25 protein-coding genes and 1 pseudogene are annotated in these 25,292 nt (G+C 69.9%); 17 read left to right on the forward strand and 9 right to left on the reverse strand.

What is annotated here, in order from left to right; genetic code table 11:
* The first annotated feature begins 106 nt into the window (after positions 1-106).
* The gene (locus ABZ948_RS34965; protein WP_359766495.1) at positions 107-664 is read left to right on the forward strand and encodes a PadR family transcriptional regulator; all 558 of its coding nucleotides are present in this window, start codon (positions 107-109) and stop codon (positions 662-664) included.
* Here ABZ948_RS34965 and ABZ948_RS34970 read toward each other — a convergent pair.
* The gene (locus ABZ948_RS34970; RefSeq protein ID WP_359766497.1) at positions 561-1,307 is read right to left on the reverse strand and encodes a transposase; all 747 of its coding nucleotides are present in this window, start codon (positions 1,305-1,307) and stop codon (positions 561-563) included. The two genes, ABZ948_RS34965 and ABZ948_RS34970, sit on opposite strands and share 104 nt — an antisense overlap.
* A gap of 419 nt (positions 1,308-1,726) precedes the next feature.
* Here ABZ948_RS34970 and ABZ948_RS34975 point away from each other — a divergent pair, with 419 nt between their 5' ends.
* Positions 1,727-2,293 carry a hypothetical protein gene (locus ABZ948_RS34975; protein ID WP_359766499.1) on the forward strand — a complete coding sequence of 189 codons (567 nt, stop codon included), beginning with the start codon at positions 1,727-1,729 and terminating at the stop codon, positions 2,291-2,293.
* Between the two features lie 460 nt (positions 2,294-2,753).
* Here ABZ948_RS34975 and ABZ948_RS34985 read toward each other — a convergent pair whose 3' ends face one another.
* From ABZ948_RS34985 to ABZ948_RS34995, 3 genes are all read right to left on the reverse strand, one after another.
* Positions 2,754-4,280, reverse strand: a complete 1,527-nt coding sequence (locus tag ABZ948_RS34985) for an RICIN domain-containing protein (RefSeq protein WP_359766501.1) — start codon at positions 4,278-4,280, stop codon at positions 2,754-2,756.
* Between the two features lie 121 nt (positions 4,281-4,401).
* A complete protein-coding gene (locus ABZ948_RS34990) occupies positions 4,402-6,372 on the reverse strand; it encodes a ribosome-inactivating family protein (RefSeq protein WP_359766502.1) in 1,971 nt (656 codons plus the stop codon).
* 170 nt (positions 6,373-6,542) lie between these two features.
* Complete coding sequence (locus tag ABZ948_RS34995; protein WP_359766504.1) at positions 6,543-7,469, reverse strand: hypothetical protein; 927 nt, start codon at positions 7,467-7,469, stop codon at positions 6,543-6,545.
* Positions 7,470-7,813: 344 nt separating this feature from the next.
* On the opposite strand from ABZ948_RS34995, the gene ABZ948_RS35000 reads away from it, so the two are divergent.
* Positions 7,814-8,122, forward strand: coding sequence for a transposase (locus ABZ948_RS35000; protein WP_435857736.1), 309 nt, complete (start codon positions 7,814-7,816; stop codon positions 8,120-8,122).
* Here ABZ948_RS35000 and ABZ948_RS35005 read toward each other — a convergent pair.
* Positions 8,076-8,906, reverse strand: coding sequence for an ABC transporter ATP-binding protein (locus tag ABZ948_RS35005; RefSeq protein ID WP_435857737.1), 831 nt, complete (start codon positions 8,904-8,906; stop codon positions 8,076-8,078). The genes ABZ948_RS35000 and ABZ948_RS35005 overlap by 47 nt on opposite strands.
* A gap of 328 nt (positions 8,907-9,234) precedes the next feature.
* Between ABZ948_RS35005 and ABZ948_RS35010 the strand changes: the two genes are divergently transcribed.
* From ABZ948_RS35010 to ABZ948_RS35020, 3 genes and pseudogenes are all read left to right on the forward strand, one after another.
* Positions 9,235-9,768 (forward strand): 2,4'-dihydroxyacetophenone dioxygenase family protein, encoded by a 534-nt coding sequence (locus ABZ948_RS35010; RefSeq protein WP_359766505.1) that lies wholly within the window; start codon positions 9,235-9,237, stop codon positions 9,766-9,768.
* Between the two features lie 51 nt (positions 9,769-9,819).
* Positions 9,820-10,245 (forward strand): annotated as a pseudogene (locus tag ABZ948_RS35015) (MFS transporter); the annotation flags it as partial.
* Positions 10,246-10,307: 62 nt separating this feature from the next.
* Positions 10,308-11,054 carry a phosphotransferase family protein gene (locus ABZ948_RS35020; RefSeq protein ID WP_359766507.1) on the forward strand — a complete coding sequence of 249 codons (747 nt, stop codon included), beginning with the start codon at positions 10,308-10,310 and terminating at the stop codon, positions 11,052-11,054.
* Positions 11,055-11,231: 177 nt separating this feature from the next.
* Here the strand turns inward: ABZ948_RS35020 and ABZ948_RS35025 are convergent, their stop codons facing one another.
* The 3 genes from ABZ948_RS35025 to ABZ948_RS35035 form a co-directional block, all read right to left on the reverse strand.
* Positions 11,232-11,381: a hypothetical protein gene (locus tag ABZ948_RS35025; RefSeq protein WP_359766509.1), complete on the reverse strand. Its 150-nt coding sequence runs from the start codon at positions 11,379-11,381 to the stop codon at positions 11,232-11,234.
* Positions 11,382-11,505: 124 nt separating this feature from the next.
* A complete protein-coding gene (locus ABZ948_RS35030; RefSeq protein WP_359766511.1) occupies positions 11,506-12,087 on the reverse strand; it encodes a glycosyl hydrolase 53 family protein in 582 nt (193 codons plus the stop codon).
* Positions 12,088-12,589: 502 nt separating this feature from the next.
* On the reverse strand, positions 12,590-13,003 hold the full coding sequence (locus ABZ948_RS35035) for a hypothetical protein (RefSeq protein ID WP_359766513.1): 414 nt from the start codon (positions 13,001-13,003) through the stop codon (positions 12,590-12,592).
* A 405-nt stretch (positions 13,004-13,408) separates the two neighbouring features.
* On the opposite strand from ABZ948_RS35035, the gene ABZ948_RS35040 reads away from it, so the two are divergent.
* The gene (locus ABZ948_RS35040) at positions 13,409-14,695 is read left to right on the forward strand and encodes an MFS transporter (protein WP_359766515.1); all 1,287 of its coding nucleotides are present in this window, start codon (positions 13,409-13,411) and stop codon (positions 14,693-14,695) included.
* 110 nt (positions 14,696-14,805) lie between these two features.
* On the opposite strand, the gene ABZ948_RS35045 is transcribed toward ABZ948_RS35040, so the two are convergent.
* Positions 14,806-15,762, reverse strand: coding sequence for a LysR family transcriptional regulator (locus ABZ948_RS35045; protein ID WP_359766517.1), 957 nt, complete (start codon positions 15,760-15,762; stop codon positions 14,806-14,808).
* Between the two features lie 139 nt (positions 15,763-15,901).
* Here ABZ948_RS35045 and ABZ948_RS35050 point away from each other — a divergent pair, with 139 nt between their 5' ends.
* The 10 genes from ABZ948_RS35050 (at position 15,902) to msrA (ending at position 25,216) form a co-directional block, all read left to right on the forward strand.
* Positions 15,902-16,882 (forward strand): fumarylacetoacetate hydrolase family protein, encoded by a 981-nt coding sequence (locus ABZ948_RS35050; protein WP_359766518.1) that lies wholly within the window; start codon positions 15,902-15,904, stop codon positions 16,880-16,882.
* Positions 16,879-17,847, forward strand: coding sequence for a cyclase family protein (locus ABZ948_RS35055; RefSeq protein ID WP_359766520.1), 969 nt, complete (start codon positions 16,879-16,881; stop codon positions 17,845-17,847). Before ABZ948_RS35050 ends, ABZ948_RS35055 begins: the two co-directional genes overlap by 4 nt.
* Before the next feature lie 149 nt (positions 17,848-17,996).
* Positions 17,997-19,160, forward strand: a complete 1,164-nt coding sequence (locus tag ABZ948_RS35060) for an FAD-dependent oxidoreductase (protein ID WP_359766522.1) — start codon at positions 17,997-17,999, stop codon at positions 19,158-19,160.
* Positions 19,157-20,185, forward strand: a complete 1,029-nt coding sequence (locus tag ABZ948_RS35065; RefSeq protein ID WP_359766524.1) for an amidohydrolase family protein — start codon at positions 19,157-19,159, stop codon at positions 20,183-20,185. Before ABZ948_RS35060 ends, ABZ948_RS35065 begins: the two co-directional genes overlap by 4 nt.
* A gap of 14 nt (positions 20,186-20,199) precedes the next feature.
* Positions 20,200-21,138, forward strand: coding sequence for a VOC family protein (locus tag ABZ948_RS35070; protein WP_359766526.1), 939 nt, complete (start codon positions 20,200-20,202; stop codon positions 21,136-21,138).
* A gap of 121 nt (positions 21,139-21,259) precedes the next feature.
* Complete coding sequence (locus ABZ948_RS35075) at positions 21,260-22,231, forward strand: fumarylacetoacetate hydrolase family protein (RefSeq protein ID WP_359766528.1); 972 nt, start codon at positions 21,260-21,262, stop codon at positions 22,229-22,231.
* On the forward strand, positions 22,228-22,977 hold the full coding sequence (locus tag ABZ948_RS35080; RefSeq protein WP_359766530.1) for an SDR family NAD(P)-dependent oxidoreductase: 750 nt from the start codon (positions 22,228-22,230) through the stop codon (positions 22,975-22,977). The genes ABZ948_RS35075 and ABZ948_RS35080 overlap by 4 nt, the downstream gene beginning before the upstream one ends.
* Positions 22,978-23,049: 72 nt before the next feature.
* The gene (locus tag ABZ948_RS35085; RefSeq protein ID WP_359766532.1) at positions 23,050-23,667 is read left to right on the forward strand and encodes a TOPRIM nucleotidyl transferase/hydrolase domain-containing protein; all 618 of its coding nucleotides are present in this window, start codon (positions 23,050-23,052) and stop codon (positions 23,665-23,667) included.
* A gap of 99 nt (positions 23,668-23,766) precedes the next feature.
* A complete protein-coding gene (locus ABZ948_RS35090; RefSeq protein ID WP_435857738.1) occupies positions 23,767-24,558 on the forward strand; it encodes a GNAT family N-acetyltransferase in 792 nt (263 codons plus the stop codon).
* A 142-nt stretch (positions 24,559-24,700) separates the two neighbouring features.
* Positions 24,701-25,216 (forward strand): peptide-methionine (S)-S-oxide reductase MsrA, encoded by a 516-nt coding sequence (gene msrA / locus ABZ948_RS35095; protein ID WP_359766535.1) that lies wholly within the window; start codon positions 24,701-24,703, stop codon positions 25,214-25,216.
* Positions 25,217-25,292 lie beyond the last annotated feature (76 nt).

The following is a 25,292-nucleotide window of genomic DNA, read 5'->3' on the forward strand; positions in this document are numbered from 1 at the left end:
TTCTGCTTCACCAGGCAACTGGATACCTCGAAACAAGGTATCTGGTGTGATGTGACCGTAACACCTCGATACGTGGTACCTCGACGCACCGTGCGACGATGGTGGCGTGTTGGAGCTATTGATCCTGGGGCACCTCGCGCAGGGGCCGCTGCACGGCTATGAGCTGCGCCGCCGGGTGGAACAATTGTCTGGTCATACTCGGCCGGTCAGTGATGGCAGCCTCTACCCGGCGATCAACCGCATGGTGAAACGCGGCCTGCTGACCCGGCGCATCGAGCCGGGCGCGGTAGCCGCCCAGAGGTACGTGCTGACCCTGACCGACGCGGGCCGCGACGAGCTGCTGCGGCGCCTGCGTGACCCCGCCCAGCACGAGATCACCGACCACGCCCGCTTCTTCACAATCCTGGCGTTCCTGTCCCTGCTGCCCGATGTGGAAGAGCAGCACGCGGTGCTGCACCGACGCCTGGAGTTCCTCGAGACGCCCGCGAGCTTCTTCTACGACGGCGACCGTCCGCTGCGCGCGGAGGAGCTCGCCGACCCATACCGCCGCGGCATGCTGCTCACCGCCCGCGCCATGAGCCGCGCCGAACGCGCCTGGCTCCACGAGATCCTGGACGGCGAGCAGGGCATCGCGGCGCCCGCGCAGGCGGTGAGCAAACGGTGATCGGGCTGTCATTCGCCTCCCGGACGGCCTGATGAGCCGGTCGATCACGCTGGCCGATGGCTCCGGGTTCCGGCCCTCCTGCTGGCGGGGCAACTCCCGCAGAAGGCCGTTGAGTTGGGCGAAGATGCCGTCGGACTGCCACTTGGCGACGTAGCTGTAGATCGTGTTCGGGAAAGTTCGGAAAATCGTGCGGCAGGTAGCTCCACTGCACGCCGGTGCGGTCTACATACAAGATCGCGTTCATGATCTCGCGCAGGTCATGCTCCGGCGGCAGGCCGGCCGAAGCCCAGGGCCCGGCCGCAGCGCTCATGGCGCCAGGCGGAAGCAGCCGGCTCGACCGACCCCAGCGGGCATCGGGCAGATCACTCGGAGACGCGCGACGGTCGGTCATGACCTGGATGTACTGCCGGTCGGGGGCGTGCGCCCAGGCGGGTGTTCTGCCTCGCTGAAGCACGGAACGCATCCGGGCGTCCTGGGATGAGGCCGGCGCAGGTTGGGGATGGACCGGACGGGAAGCGGTTACGTTCACCCTGCTCGTGGGAGTTCTACATGTTGATGGCTGGCACCGGCGTCTACGCGGTGCACGCGGGAAGCGCTGTCTGGGTGGGGGGCACGGCCGTCGCGGGTCTGGGCGCCACGGCATGCCTCACCACATGGCTTGCCTTCCGCGGGAAGCGACTTCGAACACGGCCCTGACTTGCCCCACGTACGACTGCCCCTTCGTTGGTCGCCATAGGGTCGATCGCTCAAACTTCCCTACGTTGCTCTGCGGGACGCGGTGAGCCCTTCGTATGGTGCAGCCACCCAGGGGTGCCGGGTGTGGCTTTCAAACTTCTGCCGTTCGAGGCTTCCATCGACTGGCCACCCGGCGCCCCACGACGACTCGGCTGCCAATGAGGAATTGCGAATGATCGCTCCGTACGGCGTGTCCAGGACCAGCACCCGCGGGACGCGGCGGCAGCGGCCGGGCTGGCCCGCATCGAGCGGCTCACCCGCCGGGGCCCGCGGGCGGCGCTCGCCCGGCACCGTGCCGGTACGGCATTGGCCGCCGCGGTGTGCGCGGTGGCCGCCGTCACGGTGGGCGTGGCCGTTCTCACCGACGACGCCGACGGACAGCCGGGCCAGCACACCGCCGCACCGTCCTCACCGGCCGAACAGGCACGGCGGATCGCCGAGCGCCTCGCAGCCGAACGCGAGAAGGACCTGGCGGAGCAGCGGGAGCGGGAGACGGCCCGCCGGGTGGAGGCAGCCGAAGCGCTGGCCCGCGCGCTGCGGGCACCGGGCCTGCGCCCGACGGTCCACGGGGCCTCTGTGGAGGTTGCCTTCACCGAGGGGCTCTTCTCCGAGGGCGCCCAGCTCACCCCGGAGGGCACCGACCGGCTCGCCGCCCTCGGCGAGCGGCTGGCCGGACGCGAGATGAAGATCGAGATCTACGGCCACGCCGCCACCGTCCCTGGCGCCCCTCGCAGCGGCGGTTCGGTCACCTCCCTGTGGCGCGCTGGTCGCGGCCCAGGAACTCGGCGCTGCCAGCGGCAAACCCCTCACCGCGTTCACCACGGCCAGCGCGACGCGCCGTACGGGAGCGCGGCGCAGGACCGTACGGTCACCGTGATGATCACGCCTGACTGACGGCTCCCTTCTCCAGCAGTTGCCCGGCGAAGACCAACGCTCCCTGCACCAGCGGAAGTTCGGTGAGCACGGCGAACTCCTCAAGGGCCGACGTCCGCCCCTGCGGAGATCCTTCGGCGGACCGAGCGCGCACGCCCCCATGACCGAAGCCGCCGCTCGCGGCACCGGCCCCAAAGGGCGGGTGCGCGCCGCCGTTTGGAGCAGGTGCGGAAACTGCATGAGCACGGTCGCAATCAAGGCGGTCGAGGTGCGGGCCTCGGACTTCTTCGGGCCCGACATGACCGACGGCGGGCACCTGGCCGCGCGGGCCATGCCACAACTGCTGCGCGGCAAACGGTCTCCACGCTCGGGGATCCAGACGCCCCGCACAGCTGGAGCTGTCTCCCCGATGTGGCCAGGGCCCTGGTCGAGGTCGCGGGAGCACGGGCGAAGCGGGATGGCGCTCGTGCCTCTCGTCCGGTCAGCGACGGCTCCACAGCTGATTGCTGCCGCCCCAGCACCAGTACAGCTGGATCTTCGAGCCGTTTGCCGTACCGACGTCAGTCACGTCGAGACACTTGCCGGACAGGTCGTTGGTGATCGTTCCATCCGTCTTGAAGGTCCAGCGCTGGCCCGGTGTCGCGTTGCACGTCCACGAGACGACACGCGTGCCCTCGGCGGTGCCGTTGTTTTCCGCGGCCAAACACTTGCCAGCGACGCGCAGCTCACGAGCCGCGGTGTAGGTGTACTTCTGGTCGGGATCGTCGATACCGCAATCGCGAATCTGCTGTTGGGTGCCGATAGGCCCGTTGTCGGTGTTGTCGAGGCACCGGCCGGAGCCGCGTCCGACAATGCGGCTCGGGCGGGTACGCGCTTTGCCGTCTTTGGCCGGGGGCGATGGCGAGACGCTACGGGGCGCCGGGGTGGGCGACGGCGAGACGCCGGAGTCGGCATCGGCAAGCGGCGAGACGTCGCTGGGGACGGGCGTGGGCGTTGGAAGGGGCGGGGAGTCGAAGGGCCAGGCGGCATCGGGGGATGAGAAGGGGGAAGGGGAGATATCGCGTGCGGCCGACGTGGACGTCGGCTCCGACGGCGTGCTGCTGAGGTTGACGCCGACCACCGCCGTGACGGCCAGCAGGATCACAGCGCCCGCCGCCCAGACCGGCCGTCTCCGCAGGGGCGCTCGCCACCCCGCGATCTTGCGCTGGTCTTCCTGGTGCGCCGGCCCGGCCGGGTCCCGCTCCCCCGCGATCCTGCGCCGATCCAGGTACTCTCGCCCGCCCCAGCCCAAAACTCCCGTGGCCAGCACGACAGGCGACTCGTCGGACAGCGTCAGGCACGCCGCAGTCTCGCTGCACCGCGCACACCCCGCCAGATGCCGCTGCAGATCCTCCGGTGCCCACTCCTCCGGCGACCGCGTCGCTGCCTCCAGCAGTCCCAGGTAGCCACGGCACTCCTCATCCGAGTCCGCCACCTCGGCCGCGTACACTCCCTGGCAGCACTGGCGGAATGCTTCTCTGACCCGGGTGACCTCCCACTCCCTGGTCACCTCCCACGGCCTGCCTCCGGCGTCGCTCTTGGTGTGCAGTCCCTCGACCTCCGCCGCCCAGAGCAGCTCCGCGTCCGCCGTCGGCATCTGCTGCAGTGCCCGCAGCGCGAGCGGCGGCTGTTCCGGGGCGATGTGCTGCTGCGCCACCCGCTCATACAGCCAGATGCTCAGCTCCGTGCTGAGAGGCTCACCTCGCCCCTGCATCTGCCACCTGCCCGCCATCTCGAGCACGGCCATCAGCAGCAGTGGCAGCCACGGCAGTTGTTCGCCCTGCCGCCGCCACTCGATGCCCAGCGTGAATGCCTCGTACGCCAGCTGCACGGCCTCCGCGGGGCTCGTCGTGCACAGGGTGGCGTAGCACAGGACCGCTTCCCGGTACTCCTCCAGGAGCTCGTCTTCGGGGCGCGCCCCCTGCACCGAGACCTGCGGCACTGCTGGCGGCAATGACTGGTTGGCCATGGAAGTACCCATTCTGGAAACGCACATCGACTGTGTTCGCAAGGGCGCAATCGGTCGGCGAGGACGCCCGCTGCCCTACCTGTCGGGACTGTGCTGGAGGGGTGGGGCAGCGGGGTCGGGATCAGGCGCCGAACAGCCCGGCGATCAGGGACTTGTACCGTTCGTGCCCCTTGGCGTTGGGGTGGTACGCGTCGTGGAACGCGGGGGCGACGGAGATCGGCTCGGTCAGGAAGGGGTCATTGCCGCAGATGCCGTGTCCGTCGAAGACCGGCTGGACATCCACGAACTGGATCGATCGCTTGGTCTCCCCGCCGACCTGCGCCACCACCTTCTGGATCGTCTGGTTGAGCTCCACGGCAGCGTCGTTCATCGCCTTGCGCGCCTGCGGGGTGGGGTTGAAGTTGCCCTGGACTATCTCGCACTGGCCTTGCTCATCGAACAGCTTGGGATATCCGAGGACGACGACGCGGGCATTCGGTGCGGCGTTCAGGACCGCTTCGTAGGTCTGCTTCAGCATCCCTCCCAGGGCGGTGCGCATGATCAGAAAGGACCGGTCCAGCGCGGTGCCGCAGGTGGGCGATGCCTCCCCCGGGGGACCGACATGGGGCTTGACGCACTCGGTCATCGCGTTGGCGAACTCGACGTCGTTGCCGCCGATGGTGAGCGTCACCAGGTCCGTGTCCGGGGTCAGTGCCGCCAGCTGCCCGTCACGGACGTTCTGCGTGACCGCTCCCTGGCACGCGGCGAAGGTGAAGCTGCCGATGAAGCCCTGCGGCCCGCCGTATTCCTTGGCGGCCAGAGCGCCGTAGGCCTGTTCACTGCGCTGGCAGTTGTCGTTGTGGTTGACCGAGGCAGGCGGGTTGATCACTTTCAGGTCGGGGCCGGGTGGCGTGATCGTTTTGTCGTTGGGCAGGTACGGCGCGGCGCCGGTGCCTGCCGAGTAGGAGTCGCCGAGGGCGACGTAATCCATTTTCGTTGCTGCCTGCTCCCGCGTGCCGTCAGAGATGCAGTCGGGCGTCTCTCCGTCCGTCAGGCAGCGACGCGGGGGGTCGCCCTGGGGCGGCCGGCGCGGGGCCTCGCCGCCCAGGGGCGGCGTGGCCGGGCCGCCGAGGGCCACCTGCAGGACTTGCGCCGCGGTCCCGGCGTTGTCGACTATGCGGTTTCCGACCTGGCGGGAGCCGCCCCCGTTGTTGCGCAGGATCTCGCTCAGCTTGCCCCAGTCGTGAATGGACTCATCGTCCACGCCGGTGAGTTGATACTCCTGGCCGCCCGACCAGGCGTTGTAGACGTTGCGGCTGAGATCGCGGAAGCGCGTCGCTTCCGAGATGCCGACGATCAGGGTCTGGATCGCCCGCGCCGGCTCCTGGGCGTTGGTGCTTTCGTCCACGTTGACGGTGCTGCACAGGGTCTTCACCGCGCTGTCGAAGGCCGTGGCCCCGAGCTGGACGCCGCCGAGAGCACGGTTGGCATATCCGGACGAGCCCAGGGTGTTGTAGTCCTCGGGGAAGTTGCGGGACCACTGCCAACGGTTGTCCGCGGCACGCTGCTTGAACTCCTCTGCGAGGTTGTACTTCAACGGCTTGTCGCCGAAGGGATCTGCGCAGTAGAACTGCGCGACGTACAGGTTGCTGAGGCGGACCACCGCATGCAGCTCCTGGCCCTCTGGGGCCGTGATGACGATGTCGGCGAACTTCTTGTTCTGCCCGGGGTCGGTGAAGTCGACGGCCAGCGTGGGGACTTTGCCCCCTCGTCCGGCTCGGCTGGGGTCGGGAATCTGCTCGCGTCTGCCGTTGGCGTGTGTGGTGATCGTGTCCCGCAGGGCTCTGATGAAGGCCCCGTAGCTGTCAGCCCCGGGCTGCCCGTAGTCGAGGTCCCAGGTGACCGAGGAGTAGCTCTCGTCCGGGGCGGCCCACTTCGGGGGGTCGGCGGCGTTGGCCTTGTCCTGGAACTGGGGAACCACCAAGGCGGCGCCGCCCAGCAGCGTGGCCCCGGCGAGGGAGAGCGTCAGAAACTTGGCGCTCAGCAAGCGGGAACGGCGTTTGCGCGTACGGCTGTCGGGCGCCGGCCCGGCAGCGGGGGAGGTCAGGTTCATCGGTCCCTCCGTGGAACCTCGAGTGAGCGTCAGGATCGGTCCTGTGCCGACCGGCGCAACCTACGCGCGCCTCTGCCCGGCTCGCCTCGGCCTGCAGGCCGACGGCTCGCCTCGGCCTACAGGCCGATACCCGGCTGCGACGTCAATTGATAGATGCCGGTTCCGATGGCTCAGCGGCGGTTGCAGGTGTTCGGGTCCAGGTTCCGCTCCCTCTTCGCCTCTCTGCCTGCGGGCACGTCGGTGTCAAGGATCACGTCGGCGACGGCCTCGATGTAGTAGCCCTCCGAGTAGATCTTGTTGTAGTCCCGGCCGCGCCAGGTGTTCACGGGGGGGTGGACCACGGGATCGGGCTTGCCGACAGAGAAGTTGAAATCGCCCCTCCCGGTGGCCCACTGGTACGACTCGACCTCGAAGATTGGGGCCACCCGCACATGGCGCTCCCGCGGGACCCAGAACGTGGCGAGCTCCGTGCACGGCGCAACGGGTTGCCTGAACGTCTCCGTGCGAGTCTTGGTCTTCTCCCAGCCCCACTCCCGGCTGAAGCTGCCCTTGACGCTGGCCGAGACGATGCCGTAGGAGACGTCGAAGCTGACCTCGGCTCCGACGGTGTTCGTGGCGTGCCTCTTGCTGGTGTAGGTGTTGGTGATAGTCCGCTCGTCCGTTTGCGAACCGTGGTTGGAGTACCAGGTGGAGGACTGGACCTCTTGGCCATCTGCGTCCCAGGGGTCACCGAGCTGCGGGTAGCTGCACCGCCCGCTGAAGATCTCCCACTTCCCATAGGGCTTCCAAATGGTGTACTTCAAATTGCTCTTCATCGTGGGCCCGGGATAGACGGTTTCCATGTAGTCCTTCTGGAACTTCAACTCGCCGGTCTCGACGTTGTAGGCGGCTGCGACGAGCCCTTCCGGCTTGTTGCCGCACAGATGGTGCAGCAGCCAGTCGGTGTTGCCGGGATCCACGCCCTTGATGTTGGTCGCGCCGCCCGGGGTGTTGGCCGAGGCGAAACCGGCGACGGTCAGCAGGCCGGACGCGGCCAGGGCGGTGGCGCCGACGATCAGGGCGCTCTTCTTGAGGGTCGACTTGCGAATGTGTCTCATGGGACAGGCATTCCTCGGATCGGGAAGTCAGGGGTTGTGTGAGGCGGTGCGGGAGTGGGGCCTCGGAACAGAACAGTGCTCCAGTGCGTTGGAGGCCGTTCCTCTGAGGTGGGTGTGATTCAAGACTCGCTCCGGTTAGGGCCCCTCCAGCTGACGTACAGGAGGCAGCCAAGACGGATCCAATTCACGTACTGTGGCGACCTGATGACACGGATTCGATATCCGTGTTGACTGACCCTCAGTGGGCGGTTTGTGAGTTTTTATGTGGCTCTGTCATCGCCTGATGGTGTGGCGGCGGGGCGGAATCTGCCGGTCCGGAGTTGTTGATCTGGTGATGTGACCGGGTGAGTGAACGCAAGCCGTACCCGAGTGACTTATCGGACGAGCAGTGGTCGTTGATCGAGCCGGTGATCACCGCATGGAAGGACCGGCACCGCTCGGTCAGCGGCCACCAGGGCGCCTACGACATGCGGGAGATCGTGAACGCGATCCTGCACCAGGGGCGGACCGGCTGCCAATGGGCCTATCTCCCGCACGACCTGCCGCAGAAGAGCGCGACCTACTACTCTTCGCCGCCTGGCGGGACGACGGGACCGACCAGGTCATTCATGAACTCCTGCGCTGCCAGGTCCGGGAGCACGCCCGCCGATTAGAGGACCCGACCCTGGTGGTCCTGGACACCCAGAGTGTCCACGCGGCCGCCGGAGTCCCCGCCGCCACGAGTGGCCACAGCGAGCGCAGCCTGCCGGCCTCGGCGGAGGCGACCTTCACGCCGCCGCCGCTCGCCTCCCGTGTGAAGTCGTCGACGGTGGTGTCCGCGAGCAGCCGCCCACGGCCGATGATCACCAGATGGTCCGCGATCATCGCGGTCTCGCTCATCAGGTGCGAGGAGAGCATCACCGCCCGGCCCTCGTCGGCCAGCGAACGCAGCAGATTGCGCACCCACAGCACGCCCTCTGGGTCGAGGCCGTTGACCGGCTCGTCGAGCATGACGATCGCGGGGTCGCCGAGCAGGGCCGCCGCGATACCGAGCCGCTGGCCCATGCCGAGCGAGAAGGCCCCGACCCGCTTACCGGCCACGCTGGTCAGCCCGGCCAGTTCGATGACCTCGTCCACCCGGCGCCGCGGAATGCCGTGCGTGTACGCGAGCGCCATCAGATGGCTGAACGCGCTGCGGCCGGGGTGGACGGACCTGGCCTCCAGCAGGGTGCCGATCTCGCGCAGCGGTGCCATGTGCTTCGCGTACGACTTGCCGTTGACCGTCACCGAGCCCTTGGTGGGGGAGTCCAGGCCGACGATCATGCGCATGGTGGTGGACTTGCCGGCACCGTTGTGGCCGAGGAAGCCGGTGACCTCACCGGGCTTGACGGTGAAACTCAGCTCGTCGACGACGGTCTTGTCGCCGTACCGTTTGGTCAGCTCACGCGCTTCGATCACGGGTGTGGGCCTTTCCCTCGGACTCGGCCGGGCGAGCGCCGCGGCCTGTGCACTCGACGTTAGAAGCGCGGCCGGCCCGAGCCCTGGGACCACGGGGGACACTTGACCGCCCGAGTGGTACGGCGGTGCCACTCGCCGCTGATCACCGGTACGCCTCAGGTAGGACACCCCGGCGGGTAGGCGGGGGAGCCGGCCCACCGCCGCGCACTGGAGGTCGTGGAGACGGCGCATGTCCCAAACAGGCAATCCGCCATGTCTCCCACGGGAAAGACCTGGCCACGGCTCTAGGGGTTCACTGTCGGCCACCTCGACGAAAAGGAGCCGAAACATGCCCGAGGAAGCCAGGTCGGAATTCTGGAAGGGCCTCAAGCCGATCACCGACTCGGTGAAGCCCGACGCGCAACCGGAGGTCTATCTGTCCCAGGTGACCACCGACGACGACCGGTACTACGCACCGCTCAGCGAGACCGTCGGCTCGCGCCCGCTGTGGATCAACGTCAAGGACAACTCCTGGGCCGACATCCTCTGCGCCAAGCAGGCCGGACTCGTCAACCGGCACTACCACCCGCACGAGGTCTTCGCGTACACGATCTCCGGCAAGTGGGGCTACCTGGAGCGGCCCTGGACCGCGCGGGCCGGTGACTTCGTCTACGAGGCCCCCGGCGAGGGACACACGCTGGTGGCCTACGAGAGCGACGAGCCGATGAAGGCGTTCTTCATCGTCAAGGGTCCGTTGATCTGGCTGGACGAGGACGGCAACACCACCGGCTACTTCGATGTCCACGACTACATCGAGCTGTGCAGGAACCACTACGAGAAGGTCGGCATCGGTGCCGACTACGTCAACTCACTCTTCCGGTGACCCCGGCCCTACCGCTCGAACGAGGTTTCGATGCCACGTATCCGTCCCCGCATGCGGCCCGAGGCAGAAGCGTCCGCGGCCACCGGCACCACTGCCCGCCGCTATGAGAACCGGCTGCTGCTGATCCTTTTCCTGGCCTTCGGATTCGTCTTCTTCGACCGCCAGGCGTTGCCGTTCCTTGCCCCGTTCATCAGCAAGGAAATCCATCTGTCCAACACCGAGCTGGGCACACTGTCCGGAGTGCTGGCACTCACGTGGGCACTGTCCGGGCTGGTGGCCGGCCATCTGTCGGACAAGCTCGGCAGACGCAAACCCATTCTGATCGCCGCGGTGGTCCTCTTCTCCTGCTTCTCCGCGGCGGGCGGGCTGATGACCGGCTTCCTCGGTCTCCTCGTCGCCCGGGCCCTGATGGGCGTGGCGGAGGGAGCCGTGCTGCCGCTGGCCCAGTCACTGATGGTGGAGGCCTCCCGGGAGAGCCGTCGCGGGGCACGCGACAAACCCGGCGACGTCGGCGATCATCCCCGGGATACTGGTCGCCCATGGATGAGGTCGAAGTCGTCGTCGCCCATTCCGAGCGCGCGACTCTGCGCGTCGGCGACGTGTTCTTCAAGGTGGACGCCGATCAGGCGCGCATTGACGTCGAAGTCGAGGCGATGTCCCTCGCGCCGGTCCCGACCCCGGAGGTCCTGTGGCGCAAGCCGCCCGTGCTCGCGATCGCCGCACTCCCGGGGACGACGCTTGGGCGCCTCGGCGGGCCGTCGGCCGGGTCGCCGGCGGCGTGGGCCGCGGCGGGCGCCGCCATCCGGAAGCTGCACGAAGCGCCGCTGCCGCCCCGGCCGGGCAGGGCCGGCCGGAGCATCGTCGCGCTGGCGGCGGAACTCGACGACGAGTGCGAGTTGCTCGTGACGAACGGTGTCCTGCCCGCCGACCTGGTCACCCGAAACCGCCAGGTCGCCGAGGCCGCGCTCCGGCCGTGGACTCCGGCGTTCACGCACGGCGACCTGCAGATCGCGCACGTCTTCGTCGACGGCGACGAGGTCACGGGCATCATCGACTGGTCCGAGGCGGGCCAGGGTGATGCCCTGTACGACCTCGCCACCTTCACGCTCGGACACGAGGAGCACCTCGACGACGTCATCGCCGGCTATGGCCAGGAAATCGACCTCGACGTGATCCACGCGTGGTGGTCGTTGCGAAGCCTGCTGGCAGTTCGCTGGCTGATCGAGCACGGCTTCGACCCGTTCGCGCCGGGCTGTGAGGTCGACGTGCTGAGATCCCGGATGTGAAACCGAACTCGAACTGCTGGTTGGGGCACTGTTGGCGGTCCGCTGTACGAGCCCTGCGCCGGCGGTGGTGGAGGCCCCGTTGATCTCGGCGGCCTTGCCGCTGTGCCGGGCCAGCAGGATGTGGGGGCCCGGGCCGCTGGGTGATTCGCCCAGCTGGGCCTCCCACCTGGTGTTGGATCAGCGCACGCCGACCGCGAACGGCGTGGTCGGCGCCGTGTCCAGCGGCCCGGCGGTGGCCGGTGCCTGTCCCGCGCCGAGCAGGGACAGGCCCACGCCCGTCGCTCCGGCCGCGCTCAAGCTGAGGAACGTCCGTCGTTGCATGGTCACGGGATGACTCCTGGGTGGGGGATGGGTGGAGCGTTCGGCGTTCCCCGCAGTTGCCTCGGACCGCGTGCCAGGTGGAGTGCGGAACACCACCCGAAGGGCCGGCGCGACCGGGAAGCGACGGAGGCTATGAGATGGTCGAGTCGTATGCGCCGCGTGCGGGAACGACGTCGATGACCGCCGTGACCGGTCCTGTGCGGGTCGTCCCGGTGACCGTCACCTCACCCGGCCTGTCGGTCGCGCCGGGTGGCAACGGCTGCCATCGGACCGGGACGCTGGTGATCCTGTTGTTGGCGGTGGTGAGCATGCGGATGGAGGAGGGCAGCCTCGGAGCGGCACCCACCACGGTGGCGGTGTAGAAGGTGTCCTGGAGGATGTGCTTGGCGCGGCTGGCGTTGAAGACGTTGATGGACGCGTGCGGCTCCCACGTGTTCGCCAGTCCGGGCACGGCCCGGAACATCGGCTGGTAGCCGGCCGGCTCCCACACCAGCACGCCTGAACCGCGGTTGTCGACCACGTCGTTGGCGGCCTGGAACACTCTCCGGATGGCGTCCGCCTGGCCCTGGATCGTTCGGGGGAACGGTGAGTTGGGCACTGGCGAGCCCTCACCGCCCGATGCGGGGTAGGCGGTTTCGGCTACGTCGATCTCGTAGCCGGGATGGGTGGTGGCCATGGCGTTCAGATTGCGGTCCAGCGCCTCGGGGGGCAACTGCTTGTCCCGTGCCGAGCAGGTACATGCCTACGCCCGCGGCTTCGGCTGCGCTCAGGGGCAGGAAGCTACGCCATTGCAGGGTCATGAAGGCTCCTGGTGTGGGGGTGTGAGGAGCGTTGCTCGATCAGGCGCCGGAAAGGGGAATCGGTGATGCTGCGGCGGTGACGCTGACCGAGGTGGTGGGGGGAGTGACCGTGGGGGGTGGTCAGGTCGGCGTTTTGCGCACAGTGGAGGACGTACCGGCCTTGCCCGTGGCAGCGACCGCGGTGGCGATCGATGTGGCGTGGTCCTGCGAGCGGAGGCACGGCGAGCCGGTGAACACCGGCCGACCGGTGACTCGATCATGGCGAAAGCCCCTCGCGCCCATCTGATGGGGGATGAGAATTCCGCGGAAGCGCCGCAGAGGTGCTTCTCCTTTCACTCGTCGTGCGCCGGGGTGCTTTTGGGAGCGTTCCCATGGGGCTTGCAACAGTCAGAGTCCCGATCGGGTGCCTATCTGTCAATCATCGGAGCCCAACTCTGTTGCCTTCGACGCGCATTCGACAGATCGCAGTGCGGCAGGCGCTGTGTGGTGTCTCCGCGGTCCGCCCGGTCCCGCCCGCGGCGGTCCGTCGTCAGCCGTGACCGACGCCTGGTAGTGCTCGGCGATGCCCGGCAGGTCCCAGGCCTGGAGCGGGTTGCGGTCAGCCTCCGTGTCCAGATCCTGCTGCCGCGCGCGGAATACGGTCACCGCTCCCCGCGCCAGGTCTGCCACCTCGATCCACCCCTTGGGGGTCAGGGGGTGCGGCGACACCCAGAGCGCGTCGTACAGCGGCGCGAATCCGCGCCAACGCAGCGCGGTGCGCAACGCGCGCCGCCGCGTGCTCTCCCGTTCCCGACGGAGAAGGCGATCAGTGTCCACTGTCCGTCCCATGAGTCGGGTTGCGTCGTGAATGCGAATGCCGTCGGCGGCAATGGAGCGCGCTGCGTTCCAGACCGACCGGCACCGAGTCAGCACTCCGTCAACCCCGTGCTGGTTCCGTGCTGACTTCGAGGGCCGGGGACGGGCCGGTGTCGGAACACCGTAGGAACGCGCAGGTCAGGGGCACATGTGGTGGGCAGCCCATTCACGGCATGGATGGTGCGGATACGGGATCCCGATCGCGCAGAGGATGGCGACCGGGCACCCGGCTGTCCATAGTCGTCCCTACCCGCACGCCGCTGTCCGGATCAGCCGCCGCATGCGGCTCTCCGCCGGCATGCCGAGCACCGTCGGTGCCTGTGAAAACGCGTGCCCTCTCCCTTACACCGTCCCCGGTACACCGTCCCTGGAGTCGCCATGCCCGGTTCCGTCCCCTCGCCGTCCTCCGCCGCGGCCGACGACGCCGTTCCGTCGCCCGTCACTGTCTCGGGCCCGGCCCATCTGTTGCGCGTGATCCTGCTGATGGCGGGCAGCTGTCTGCCGATCCTCGGAGCGGTGCTGATCGCTCCGGTGCTGCCGAAGATGGAGGACCACTTCGCGTCGGTCCCGGGGGCCAAGGCGCTCGTTCCCCTGGCGCTGACCGTCCCGGCGCTGTCACTGGCACTGCTGGCGCCGTTCGCCGGGGTGATCGTGGACCGGCTGGGCCGCAAGCGCCTGCTGATCGTGGCGACCGCCCTGTACGCCGTGTTCGGCACGGCACCGCTCTGGCTGGAGTCGCTGGGCGCGATCATCGCCAGTCGCGCCCTGGTCGGTGTGGCCGAGGCCGCCATCATGACCTGCTGCACCACCCTCATCGGCGACTACTACAGCGGTCGGCAGCGGGTGAAGTACCTGACGCTGCAGACCATGTGCGCCTCGATGTCGGCCACCGCCTTCTTCGTGCTCGGCGGCGCCGTCGGCTCGGCGGGCTGGCGCATGCCTTTCTGGATCTACGCCGTGAGCCTGCTGATCGCCCCGCTGATGGCCGTCGCCCTGCCCAACCCGGCGGCCGGCCCAGCCGCCGACGGGGCCCCGGCCGCCGACGAGGCCCCGGCCCGGGCGGAGACCCGCCGGGCGTTCCCCTGGCGGCAGTTGGCGGGCATCTGCGCCCTCACCTTCTTCGGCGCGATGGTCTTCTACACCGTCCCGGTGGAGATGGCGTACCTCCTCGACGACGTCGGGGTGGAGAGCTCCGGTGTGATCGGCATGGCCACGGCTGCCGCGAGTGCTGCCACGGTGGCCGGTGCGATGTCCTTCGCCCGCCTGAAGCGCTCTCCGGAGCCGGTGCTGCCCGTCGTCTTCGCCCTCTGCGCGGCCGGTTTCAGCGTGATGTTCCTCGCGGGCAACGCCCCGCTGCTGGTCGTCGGAGCGGTGATCAACTGCCTGGGCACCGGCATGTTGTTGCCGGCCCTCCTGACCAGTGCCATGTCCCGGTTGGCGTTCGAGGACCGGGGCCGGGGGACCGGTCTGTGGACGGCGGCCTTCTTCGGCGGGGAGTTCGTCTGCCCGCTGGTGCTGCTCGCCGTGGAGTCGCAGGTCGGCAGCCTTTCCGGTGCGGTGGGTCTGCTGGGGCTGGCCGCCGCCCTCGTCGCGGCGGGACTGGTGGCGGCCCGCCGCCGCGCGGGCGCCGCGGCGCCCCGGCCGCTGCTGGAACAGTCGTCCTGAGGGGCGGATACTCCCGCCTGCCGCCTGCCGCCTGCCGCCTGCCGCCTGCCGCCTGCCGCCTGCCGCCTGCCGCTGCCGGCCGGGGGTGGCGGCAGCGGCACGGTGCCCGGTCACCCGCCCTCCGCACCGGGTGCGGCCGTCGCCCCGGCGGCCGTCGCCCCGGCGTTCGTCAGCGTCGCGCCCACCTCCGCGGCCTTCTGCCGCAGCCAGATGTGGGCCGCGTCCTGGGTGTGTACGGGATGCCACCACAGTGCTTCCCGGACCGGAACGGCCTCGAAGGGGCAGGGCAGGACCCGCACCGCGGCGGAGCTGACCGCTGTCCGGGCCAGATGTTCCTGGATCATCGCGACCCGGCGGGTGCCCTCGACCATGTGCGGCAGCAACTGGAACGTCTGCACCGAGACCTCCACCCGGGGGCTGATGCCGATCATGCTGAGCTGGCGTGCCACCGGTGCGTCGTAGGGGCGCTGGTAGACGGCCCAGGGAAGGCGTGACAGCTGGTCGAGAGTGAGTTCGTCGCCGATCTCGGGATTGTCGTCGGCGACCAGGCACAGCCAGCGGTCGCTGAAGAGTTCGACGGCGGGGAGGCCGTTGATGACGCCGTGCGGCATCAGCAGTCCGTCGGCCGTGCTCAACACCGTCGCGGGATTCTCCACGACGGAGGGTGCCGGGTGCTGGAAGGTGAACCGGATGCCGGGTGCCTCCCGGTGCACGGCGCGGGAGAGCGCGGCGCCGAACACGGCCACCCCGTAGTCGGAGGCGAGGAGCGTGAACTCGCGGGTCTCGGCGCCCGGGTCGAAGTCGGCCTGACTCGAGAAGACCCGCTCCAACAGGTCGCAGGCGGTCGCGCTGCGATCGCGCAGGGCGGTGCCGAGCGGCGTCAGCTCATAGGAGTTGCCGGTGCGGGCGAGCAATTCGTCGTCGAAATGGCGGCGCAGCCGGGACAGCGCCGCGCTCATCGCCGGCTGGCTCAGACCGATGCGCTCCCCGGCCCGGGTGACATTGCGTTCCTCCAGCAGCGCGCGCAGGGCGACGACCAGATTGAGATCGAGTCGGGACAGATTCACCAGACACCACCCAGCAGCAAACGGGACCATCCACCGCGTGGGGCCATCCACCACGTGGATATATCAGATCCACAGGATTGATCTCCGTGATTCGTCGATGAGCGTCAGAGTAGACCGCAATTCAGCGGGAGGACATCTCATGGCAACACTCGCGCGCCCTGCCGGCCCGTTCGCGCTCGGCACGTTCTCGGCCCCGGACGGGGAGCCGTTCCCCGGCCTGCTGACCATGGACCGGGTCCTCGACCTGAGCCGGACCCTGGCCTGGGAGCCGTCCGGCATACGCGCCGTTCTGGAGCGGTGGGAGGAGGCCCTCCCGGTCCTGCGCACCCTCGCGCACGAGGATGCCCTCGACTGGCGGCCTCTGGACGGCCTGCGGGTGCACGCACCGGTCGAGCCCCGCCAGATCTTCCAGTCCGGTGCCAACTACCGGCAGCACGTGATCGATCTGGAGGTCGCCCACCGCGCCCCCGACGACCCGCGCAGTGTCGAGGAGGCCCGCGCGGAGATCGCCGCCGTCATGGACCGGCGGGCGGCGGAGGACCTGCCGTACGTGTTCATCGGCCTGCCCAGCACCATCGCCGGCCCGTACGACGACGTCGTGCTCCCCTCCTGGGCGAAGAAGCCGGACTGGGAGCTGGAGCTGGCGGCCGTCATCGCCAAGCCCGCCTACCGGGTGTCCGCCGAGGAGGCCCTGGAGTACGTCGCCGGGTACACCATCGCCAACGACCTCACCGACCGCGCCACCGTCTTCCGCCGGGACATGCCCGCCATCGGCACCGACTGGCTGCGCTGCAAGAACGCCCCGGGCTTCACCCCGCTCGGCCCCTGGATCGTCCCCGCCGAGTCCATCACCGACCCCGGTGACCTGCGAGTCACGCTGAAGCTCAACGGCGAGACCATGCAGGACGAGTCCACCAAGGACATGCTCTTCGGCGTCGCGCGGCTGGTGTCGTACATCTCCCGGACCGCCCGGCTCCTGCCCGGCGACCTGGTGCTGACGGGCTCCCCGGCGGGCAACGGCATCCACTGGGGGCGGCTGCTGCGCGAGGGCGACGTCATGGAGGGCTCCATCACCGGTCTCGGTGTGCAGCGCACGCGTTGTGTGGAGGAGAAGGCATGACGCCGGACCGCACCGACCCTGAGGGCGCGATCGCCGAGGCCGCCAAGGAGTACTCCAACTGGGGCCGTTGGGGTGAGGACGACGTGCTCGGCACGCTGAACTTCCTCGACGAGGCCAAGCGGCGCGAAGGCGCGGCCCTCGTACGCCGGGGCGTCAGCTTCTCGCTCTCGCAGCGCTTCGACATGAACGGCCCGCAGAAGGGCTGGCGCCGCCGCACCAACCCGGTACACACCATGCTCGACACGGGCACCGACGCCGCCCTGGGCAACCAGGGCTTCCCGCACGGCATCGGCGGCGCGGACGACGTGATCGCGATGCCGTTGCAGTGCTCGACCCAGTGGGACGGGCTCGGGCACATCTTCGACCACGGCAAGGCATGGAACGGACGGGACGCGGAGAAGGTCGTCACCTCCGACGGCGACCTGGTCACCGGCATCGAGCACATGGCGCCTCACGTGGCCGGTCGTGGCGTGCTGCTGGACGTGGCCAGGGCCATCGGCGGCGACGGCTCCCCGGAGCTTTCCGACGGTTTCGCGATCACCGAGGAGCACCTGACCGCGACCGCCGAGGCCCACGGCGTGCGCGTCGGCCGCGGGGACATCGTCCTCGTCCGCACCGGGCAGCTGGCCCGTGCCAAACGCGACGGCTGGGGCGACTATGCGGGCGGACCCGCGCCGGGCCTGTCCTTCACCACCGCCGGCTGGCTGCACCGCACCGAGATCGCCGCGATCGCCACCGACACCTGGGGCTTCGAGGTACGGCCCAACGAGTTCGACCACGCCTTCCAGCCCCTGCACCAGATCGTCATCCCCAACATGGGCCTGCTGATCGGCGAGATGTGGGACCTCGACGCGCTCGCCGAGGACTGCGCGGCCGACGGCGTGTACGAGTTCTGGCTCACCGCCGCGCCCCTGCCCATCACCGGGGCCGTCGGCTCACCGGTCAACCCGATCGCCGTCAAGTAGCCCTCGCGGCCCCCGGACGCGCTCCCTCGGACAGCGACGGAGCATCCGGCCCGCACCCCACCCCCCACCTTCTGGCCCGCGCCCTCGGCGGGCGAGCCGCACCCAGCCGCCCCGCACCGCGCGGCCCAACCCCGGGAGGTATCCCCGACATGGCTGACAACCCCACCCTCTCCCAGCCTCCGGCTGGAGGGAGTCCCTGCGTCCTGGTCATCGGCGGGGGCGCCTCCGGCAGCGCCGTCACCATCCTGCTGCGCCGCGCCGGCATCGCCGTCGACCTCATCGAGGCGAAGCCCGACTGGAACGCCACCACCGGCTCCGGCATCACCCTCCAGGGCAACGCCCTGCGGGTCCTGCGCGAACTGGGTGTGTGGGAAGAGGTGGAGGCCTCCGGATACCCCTTCGGCTCGCTGGGCGTGACCGCACCCGACGGCACCGTCCTGTTCGTCGCCGAGGACATCCGAACCGGCGGCGAGGACCTGCCCGCCACCCTCGGCATGCAGCGCCCCCGGCTCCAGCAGATCCTCATCGACGCGGTCCGCGCCTCCGGCGCCGGCGTTCGCCTCGGCACCACCGCCGTCGCGCTGGAGCAGGACGCCGACGGCGTCGCGGTGCGCTTCAGCGACGGCGGCGAGGGCCGCTACGACCTGGTGATCGGCGCCGACGGCCTCAACTCCGCCACCCGAGCCGCGATCGGTATCACCGACAAACCCGAGCCCACCGGCATGGCGATCTGGCGCGTCGCCGCCCCCCGCCCCGAGACCGTGACCCGCACCGACCTCGCCTTCGGCGGGCCCGCCTACATCGCCGGCTACTGCCCCACCAGCGAGAACACCCTCTACGCCTATGTCGTCGAGGCATGCCGCGACCGCGCGTCCATCGACCCGTCCAGCTACGCCGACGAGATGCGCCGCCTGGCGCGGGCCTACGGCGGGGTCTGGCGGGAGATCACCGAGCACATCACCGACCCGGAGAAGGTCAACTACACCTGGTTCGACCGCCTGCTGGTCGAGGGCTCCTGGCACCGGGGCCGGGTCGTGCTCATCGGCGACGCCGCCCACTGCTGCCCGCCCACCCTCGCCCAGGGCGCGGCCATGTCCCTGGAGGACGCCTCCGTGCTCGCCGAACTGCTCACCAGCGGACGCGACTGGGACGGCGAACTGCTCCAGACCTACCACGACCGCCGCGTCCCCCGGGTGCGCACCGTGGTCGAGGCGTCCGTGCAGATCGGTCAGTGGCAGTTGGACGGCGTGCGCGACGCGGACATGGCCGGGCTGATCGGCCGCACCATGAACCTCCTCAAGGAGCGCCCATGACCACCGAGGCATCCTGCGCGCCGACCATCGACGTCCACGCCCACCTCCTGCTCCCCGAGGTCGAGGAGGCCGTCGCCAACCATCCTGGCCTGGGCGAGGCCCGCGATCTCGACGTCCGCCGCAACGGCCACGCCGCCCTGGCGGTCAGCGGTCCCATGGTCGGCGAGCGGGTGCCCCGGCTGACGGACGCCGCGGTGCGCCTGGCGGCCATGGACGAGGCCGGTGTGGACGTCCAACTGGTGAGCCCCTCACCGAACCACTACCACTACTGGGCCGGGCCCCGGCTGGCCGAGCGGGTGTGCGGGCTGGCCAACGAGGGCACCGCCGCCCACTGTGCCAAGGCCCCCGACCGGTTGCACGGCCTCGGCCTGGTCCCGCTCCAGCACCCCGACCTCGCGGTCGCTCTCCTCGACCACGCACTGGACCAGGGACTGAGAGGCGTGGAGATCTCCTCGCACGCTCCAGGGCCCGGCGGGACGCGGGAGGTGGAACTCTCCGACCGGCGTCTCGGGCCCTTCTGGACCCGCGCGGAGGAGACCGGCGCCCTGGTCTTCCTGCACCCGTTCGGCTGCACCCTCGACGAGCGCCTGGACCAGTGGTACCTGTCCAACACGGTCGGCCAGCCCACCGAGAACGCCGTCGCGCTCTCGCACCTGATCTTCTCCGGTGTCCTGGACCGCCATCCCGGGCTGAAGCTGATCGCGGCACACGGCGGCGGCTACCTTCCCACCCACATCGGCCGCTCCGACCACGCCTGGCGGGCCCGCCCCGACGCCCGGGCCTGCGCCCACGAGCCGAGCAGCTACCTGGAGCGGCTGTACTTCGACTCCCTCGTGCACGACCCCCATGTGCTCCGAGCCCTGATCGGCACCGTCGGAGCCGACCGGGTGCTGCTCGGCTCCGACTTCCCGTTCGACATGGGCACCGAGGATCCGCTGAGCGCGCTGCGCGCCGCCGATCTGCCCGACCAGGACTTCCACGCGGTGCGGGGCGGCAACGCCGCCGCCCTGCTCAACCTCGTCTGAGGAGGAACCCCCCCATGAGCAACCGCCTGCTCACTCATCTCCGGCACGTCGACCTCGCCGTGCCCGACTACGACAAGCAGCTCGACTTCTACGCCGGCGTCTGGGGCCTGACCAAGGTCGCCGACGACTCCGGCATCTCCTTCCTCGCCGCCGAGGGCAGCCCCGAACAGTACGTCGTACGGCTGCGCCAGGCCGAGGAGAAGCGCCTCGACCTCGTTTCCTACGGAGCCGCGAGCGCGGCCGACGTCGACACGCTCGCCGACCAACTCCTCACGGGCGGCGTGCAGTTGATCTCTCAGCCGGGGAAGCTCGACACCCCGGGCGGCGGTTACGGCTTCCGCTTCTTCGACGTCGACGGCCGCACCATCGAGGTCTCGGCCGACGTCGAGGCCCGGCAGCACCGCAGGCTCGAGGAGAAGGAGTCGATCCCGGTCCGCCTGTCGCACGTGGTGCTCAACTCTCCCGACCTGAACAGGACGAGGGAGTGGTACGAGACCCACCTCGGCTTCCGCCTCTCCGACACGCTCAGCTCGCCGCACATGGGCGAGGTCATGCACTTCATGCGGATCAGCAACCAGCACCACTCGATGGCGATCGCGCAGGGCCCGCACACCGCGCTGCACCACGTCTCCTTCGAGATGCGCGGCCTGGACGAGTACATGCGCGGCTCCGGCCGGGTCATGCGGGCCGGGTTCAGGAAGGTGTGGGGCCCCGGCCGCCACATGGCGGGCGACAACACCTTCACGTACTTCCTCGACCCGCACGGCAACACGGTCGAGTACACGACCGAGCTGGAGGAGCTGGACGAGGACACCTGGCACCCGCACGTCTACGACTTCTCCCAGCCCGAGGTCACCGACCAGTGGGGCACGGCGAACCCGATGAACGAGCTGGTCGCCAAGGAGTCGTTCAACGACCCTGACCGCGGCTGCTTCGTCGCCCCGCCGGTCTGACCGGCGAGACCCCCGGTCTCCGGTCTCCGGGGGCGCGGTGGCCCCGTCCACCGCCTCGACTCCCCGCGCCGCGCCCCCGGCCTCCGTCCCCGCCCCTCACGCCGACGACAGGAACATCGCCATGCGTTTCGCCTCGTACGAGTACCAGAACCGACGACATGCGGCGGTCGTCGCCGAGGACGGCACGCTGCGCCCGCTGCCCGGTGTCCGGTCCCTGACCGGACTGCTCGCCGAGGGAGGCGGCCTGCCGCACCTGCTCGACGCGGGCGCCGCTGCGATCGGTGCGCCGGCCGGCCCCCACGTCTCCGACGTACGACTGCTGCCCCCGCTCCAGCCGCCCACCGTGCGGGACTTCGTCACCTTCGAGGAACACGTCGAGGGCGTACGGCGGTCCGTGGACGGGGCCGCCGGAGTCCCGGAGCGGTGGTACGCCGCCCCGACGTTCTACTTCGGCAATCCCTACGCGGTGTACGGCCCGCACGACGACATTCCCATGCCGCCGGGGTCGAGCGTGCTCGACTTCGAGCTGGAGGTCGCCGCCGTGATCGGCACCGAGGGCCGCGACCTCACCCCCGAGCAGGCCCGCGACCACATCGTCGGCTACACGGTCTTCAACGACTGGTCCGCCCGTGACCTGCAGTCCGCCGAGATGAAGGTCGGCCTCGGCCCGTGCAAGGGCAAGGACACCGCCACCACCCTGGGCCCGTACCTGGTCACCGCCGACGAACTGGAGGAGCACCGCGACGCGGACGGCTTCCTGCGCCTGGCGCTGACCGCCGGGATCAACGGCGAGGTGGTCGGCGAAGACCTGCTGTCCAACATGAGCTGGACCTTCGAGGAGATGGTCGCCTACGCCTCGCGGGGAACATGGGTGCGTCCCGGCGACGTCCTCGGCTCGGGCACCTGCGGCAACGGCGGCTGCCTCGCCGAGCTGTGGGGCGTACGGGGCAGGCAGGACCCGCCGCCGCTCCAGCCCGGCGACACGGTCACACTCACCGTCGAGGGCATCGGCGCCGTCTCCAACACCGTGGTGACAGGGCCGGATCCGGTGCCGGTCCCGGTCGCCCGGCGCCGCCCCCGGGAGCGGCCGTGAGCGCCCTTCGGTCCCGGCGACTCCTCGGCAAGCTCGTGGTCGTCACCGGCGCGGCCCGTGGCCAGGGTGCCGCGGAGGTCGAGACGCTGACCCGCGAGGGCGCCCGCGTCATCGCCACCGACGCGACCGAGGCGCCCGGTTGCCGCCGCCTCGATGTCACCAGCGAGAAGGGCTGGGCGCGGCTCGCCGCCGAACTGCGGGAGGCCTACGGACAGGTGCACGGCCTGGTCAACAATGCGGGCGTCACCTGGCGCGCCCGCATCGACGACGTACGCCCCGAGGACATGGCCCGCGTCCACGCCGTCAACGTCACCGGTCCCCTCCTGGGCATCCAGCACCTGCTTCCGCTGATGCGCGCGGGCGCGTCGATCGTGAACGTCGGTTCGTCCGCGGCGCTGACCGCCCACTACCCGGTCGCCTACACCGCCAGCAAATGGGCGCTGCGCGGACTGTCGAAGACCGCCGCCATGGAACTGGGGCCGCGCGGCATCCGCGTGAACACCATCCACCCCGGCTTCATCGAGACGGAGATGACCGCCTCCGCCGCGCCCGCGTTCCGCGAGGCGAACCTCCGGGGGACGCCGCTCGGCCGCACCGGAACCGTCGACGACGTCACCCCGCTCGTCACCTTCCTCCTCTCGGACGACGCGGCCTTCATCACCGGCGCGGAGATCCCCGTCGACGGCGGCCTGACCGCGCACGGCGGCGCCAAACCGATCTCGGACGCCCTGCGCGGGGACGCCTGAACCCGGGCCCAAGCCGAGGCAACGCGCGGAAATTCCCTCGCGCTGTGAGGCGAACTGACTGAGACTCGCCCCATGGCTGACATGGGGGCGTTCCGGGACGCGGTCACCGCGTGGGCGGCGGGTGGCCCGGAGGCCCCCGCGTACGAACTGGCCGCGCGGCTGCCCGTCCGGACGGTCGTGCTGCTCGAAGGGCTGAGCGACGTCGCGGCGGTCGACGCCCTGGCGGAGAGGCGCGGCCGCGACCTGGCGGCGGAAGGCGTCTGCGTCCTGTCGATCGGCGGTGCGATGAGCGTCGGTCGCTACGCCCGGCTCCTCGGTTCACCCGGTCTGGGTCTCCGCCTCACGGGGCTGTGCGACGAGGCGGAGCGTCCCTACTACGCCCGCGGCTTCGAACGGGCGGGTGCGGCGCCCCAGGGCTTCTTCGTCTGCGCTGCGGACCTGGAGGACGAGCTCATCCGCGCGCTCGGCGTGCCACGGGTGGCGGAACTCGTCCAACAGCAGGGCGATCTGCGGCCCCTGCGCACCTTCCTGCGCCAGCCGGCCCAGCAGGGCCGCGCCGCGGAGCAGCAGTTCAGGCGCTTCCTCGGAACGAAGAAGGGCCGCAAGATCCACTACGGCCGTGTCCTCGTCGAGGCGCTCGACCCCGACCGCGTTCCCGCTCCACTCGACGACCTGCTCTGCAGCCTCTGAAGGCCGACGGGCGGAGTCCGAACTTCCGGCGGGCATGGAGCGTTGTACCGGACGCGAGATCGCACACACGACACAGCGAGGGGGTTTGCCGTGACGGACATGACGGCCGCGGTCGAATCGGTGGAGCAGCTCTGCACGGGCTGGCGCGCCATGGTGCTCGACCGGGACGAGAACGCGGACGTGCGGGACCTCCCGGGCATCGCCGTCCGCTGGGCCGACTGCCGCTTCGCGTTCTGGAACGCGGTGACACTGACCGACGTCGGCGCGGACAGGGCGTTACTCGAACAGCGCCTCGGCCAAGTGGCGGACGTCATGCGCTCCAAGGAACAGCCCGGTTTCCTGTGGCTCTTCGAGGATCTGCTCGCGGACGACGCACGCGCGGCGCTGGACGAGGCGACGGAGCGCGCGGGCCTGGCCTACGCCTTCCCCGGCACGGGCATGGCCGGCGACCTGCTGCCGATCCCGGAGCCGCACCATCCCGACCTGACGTTCGAGCGGGTCAGCACCGACGAACAGCTGCGGGCCTACGCGGACATCAATGCGCGCGCCTATGGCTTCCCCCTGGAGGAGGCCCGCGACGGCATCGCGGGCTCCACGCTGTGGAAGAAGGAGGTGTACGCCTACCTGGCTCTGCGCGACGGCGCGCCGGTCGCCTGCGCGGCGACGGTCGAGGCGGAGGGCCGCCTGTTCGTCGTGCTCGTCGCCACCGAGCCGGACGCGCAGCGCCGGGGATACGGCGAGGCCGTGACCCGCAAGGCGCTGTACGAGGGCGCCCGCGCCACCGGACTGGCCCGGGCCACCCTGCACGCGACCGCCGCCGGAGCACCCGTCTATCCGCGGATCGGCTTCGAGCCGAACACCCCGATGCGTTTCTACTCACTGGCCGGCTGAGGGGCCGAGCCGCACGCACCGTGCCGACGGCGGGAGGTGCATCACCTGTCAAGATGGTGACAAAGGGCGTGGCCGGCTCTGTGTGCGAGGCTGGTTCCGCTTGGACATACGCCGACATACGCCGAGAGAAAGGTGGCGCGTCATGAGCGACGTCGAGGAGAGGGCGCTGCTGGCGGGTGGCTGCTTCTGGGGCATGCAGGAGCTGATCCGGTCGCTCCCCGGGGTACTGCGCACCCGGGTGGGCTACAGCGGCGACGACGACAAGCCCCGCCCCACCTACCGTGACCACGGCAAGCACGCGGAGTCGATCGAGATCGTCTTCGATCCCACGGCCACCGACTACCGCACGATCCTGGAGTACTTCTTCCAGATCCACGACCCGACCACGAAGAACCGGCAGGGCAACGACATAGGCCTCAGCTACCGCTCCGCCATCTTCTACCTCGATGAGGAACAGCGCCGCGTCGCCCAGGAGACCATCGCCGATGTCGAGGCGTCCGGGCTGTGGCCGGGTTCGGTGGTCACCGAGGTCGTACCGGCCGGCCCGTTCTGGGAGGCCGAACCGGAGCACCAGGACTACCTCCAGCGCTACCCGGACGGCTACACCTGCCACTTCCCGCGCCCGAACTGGCGCCTGCCCAAGCGCGAAGAGTCCTGATCATCGGGCGAGGGCGGTGCCGCCGGCACCGCCCACCCGGAGGCGATCTTCACCCGCGTCGCCAGCTTCCCCGTGC

It is taken from the genome of Streptomyces olindensis (assembly GCF_040645895.1).
Classification (GTDB): domain Bacteria; phylum Actinomycetota; class Actinomycetes; order Streptomycetales; family Streptomycetaceae; genus Streptomyces; species Streptomyces olindensis.

Bases quoted from the DNA above. Each gene is read 5' to 3' on its own strand.
- ABZ948_RS35035 (WP_359766513.1), bottom strand. From the start codon at position 13,003: ATGGGACGGACAGTGGACACTGATCGCCTTCTCCGTCGGGAACGGGAG.
- ABZ948_RS35075 (WP_359766528.1), top strand. From the start codon at position 21,260: ATGCGTTTCGCCTCGTACGAGTACCAGAACCGACGACATGCGGCGGTC.
- ABZ948_RS35065 (WP_359766524.1), top strand. From the start codon at position 19,157: ATGACCACCGAGGCATCCTGCGCGCCGACCATCGACGTCCACGCCCAC.
- ABZ948_RS34995 (WP_359766504.1), bottom strand. From the start codon at position 7,469: ATGAGACACATTCGCAAGTCGACCCTCAAGAAGAGCGCCCTGATCGTC.
- ABZ948_RS34990 (WP_359766502.1), bottom strand. From the start codon at position 6,372: ATGAACCTGACCTCCCCCGCTGCCGGGCCGGCGCCCGACAGCCGTACG.
- ABZ948_RS35010 (WP_359766505.1), top strand. From the start codon at position 9,235: ATGCCCGAGGAAGCCAGGTCGGAATTCTGGAAGGGCCTCAAGCCGATC.
- ABZ948_RS35060 (WP_359766522.1), top strand. From the start codon at position 17,997: ATGGCTGACAACCCCACCCTCTCCCAGCCTCCGGCTGGAGGGAGTCCC.
- ABZ948_RS35090 (WP_435857738.1), top strand. From the start codon at position 23,767: ATGACGGCCGCGGTCGAATCGGTGGAGCAGCTCTGCACGGGCTGGCGC.
- ABZ948_RS35055 (WP_359766520.1), top strand. From the start codon at position 16,879: ATGACGCCGGACCGCACCGACCCTGAGGGCGCGATCGCCGAGGCCGCC.
- ABZ948_RS35040 (WP_359766515.1), top strand. From the start codon at position 13,409: ATGCCCGGTTCCGTCCCCTCGCCGTCCTCCGCCGCGGCCGACGACGCC.
- ABZ948_RS35085 (WP_359766532.1), top strand. From the start codon at position 23,050: ATGGCTGACATGGGGGCGTTCCGGGACGCGGTCACCGCGTGGGCGGCG.
- ABZ948_RS35020 (WP_359766507.1), top strand. From the start codon at position 10,308: ATGGATGAGGTCGAAGTCGTCGTCGCCCATTCCGAGCGCGCGACTCTG.
- ABZ948_RS35050 (WP_359766518.1), top strand. From the start codon at position 15,902: ATGGCAACACTCGCGCGCCCTGCCGGCCCGTTCGCGCTCGGCACGTTC.
- msrA (WP_359766535.1), top strand. From the start codon at position 24,701: ATGAGCGACGTCGAGGAGAGGGCGCTGCTGGCGGGTGGCTGCTTCTGG.
- ABZ948_RS34985 (WP_359766501.1), bottom strand. From the start codon at position 4,280: ATGGCCAACCAGTCATTGCCGCCAGCAGTGCCGCAGGTCTCGGTGCAG.
- ABZ948_RS35070 (WP_359766526.1), top strand. From the start codon at position 20,200: ATGAGCAACCGCCTGCTCACTCATCTCCGGCACGTCGACCTCGCCGTG.
- ABZ948_RS34970 (WP_359766497.1), bottom strand. From the start codon at position 1,307: ATGCCGTGGCGCCCAGACCCGCGACGGCCGTGCCCCCCACCCAGACAG.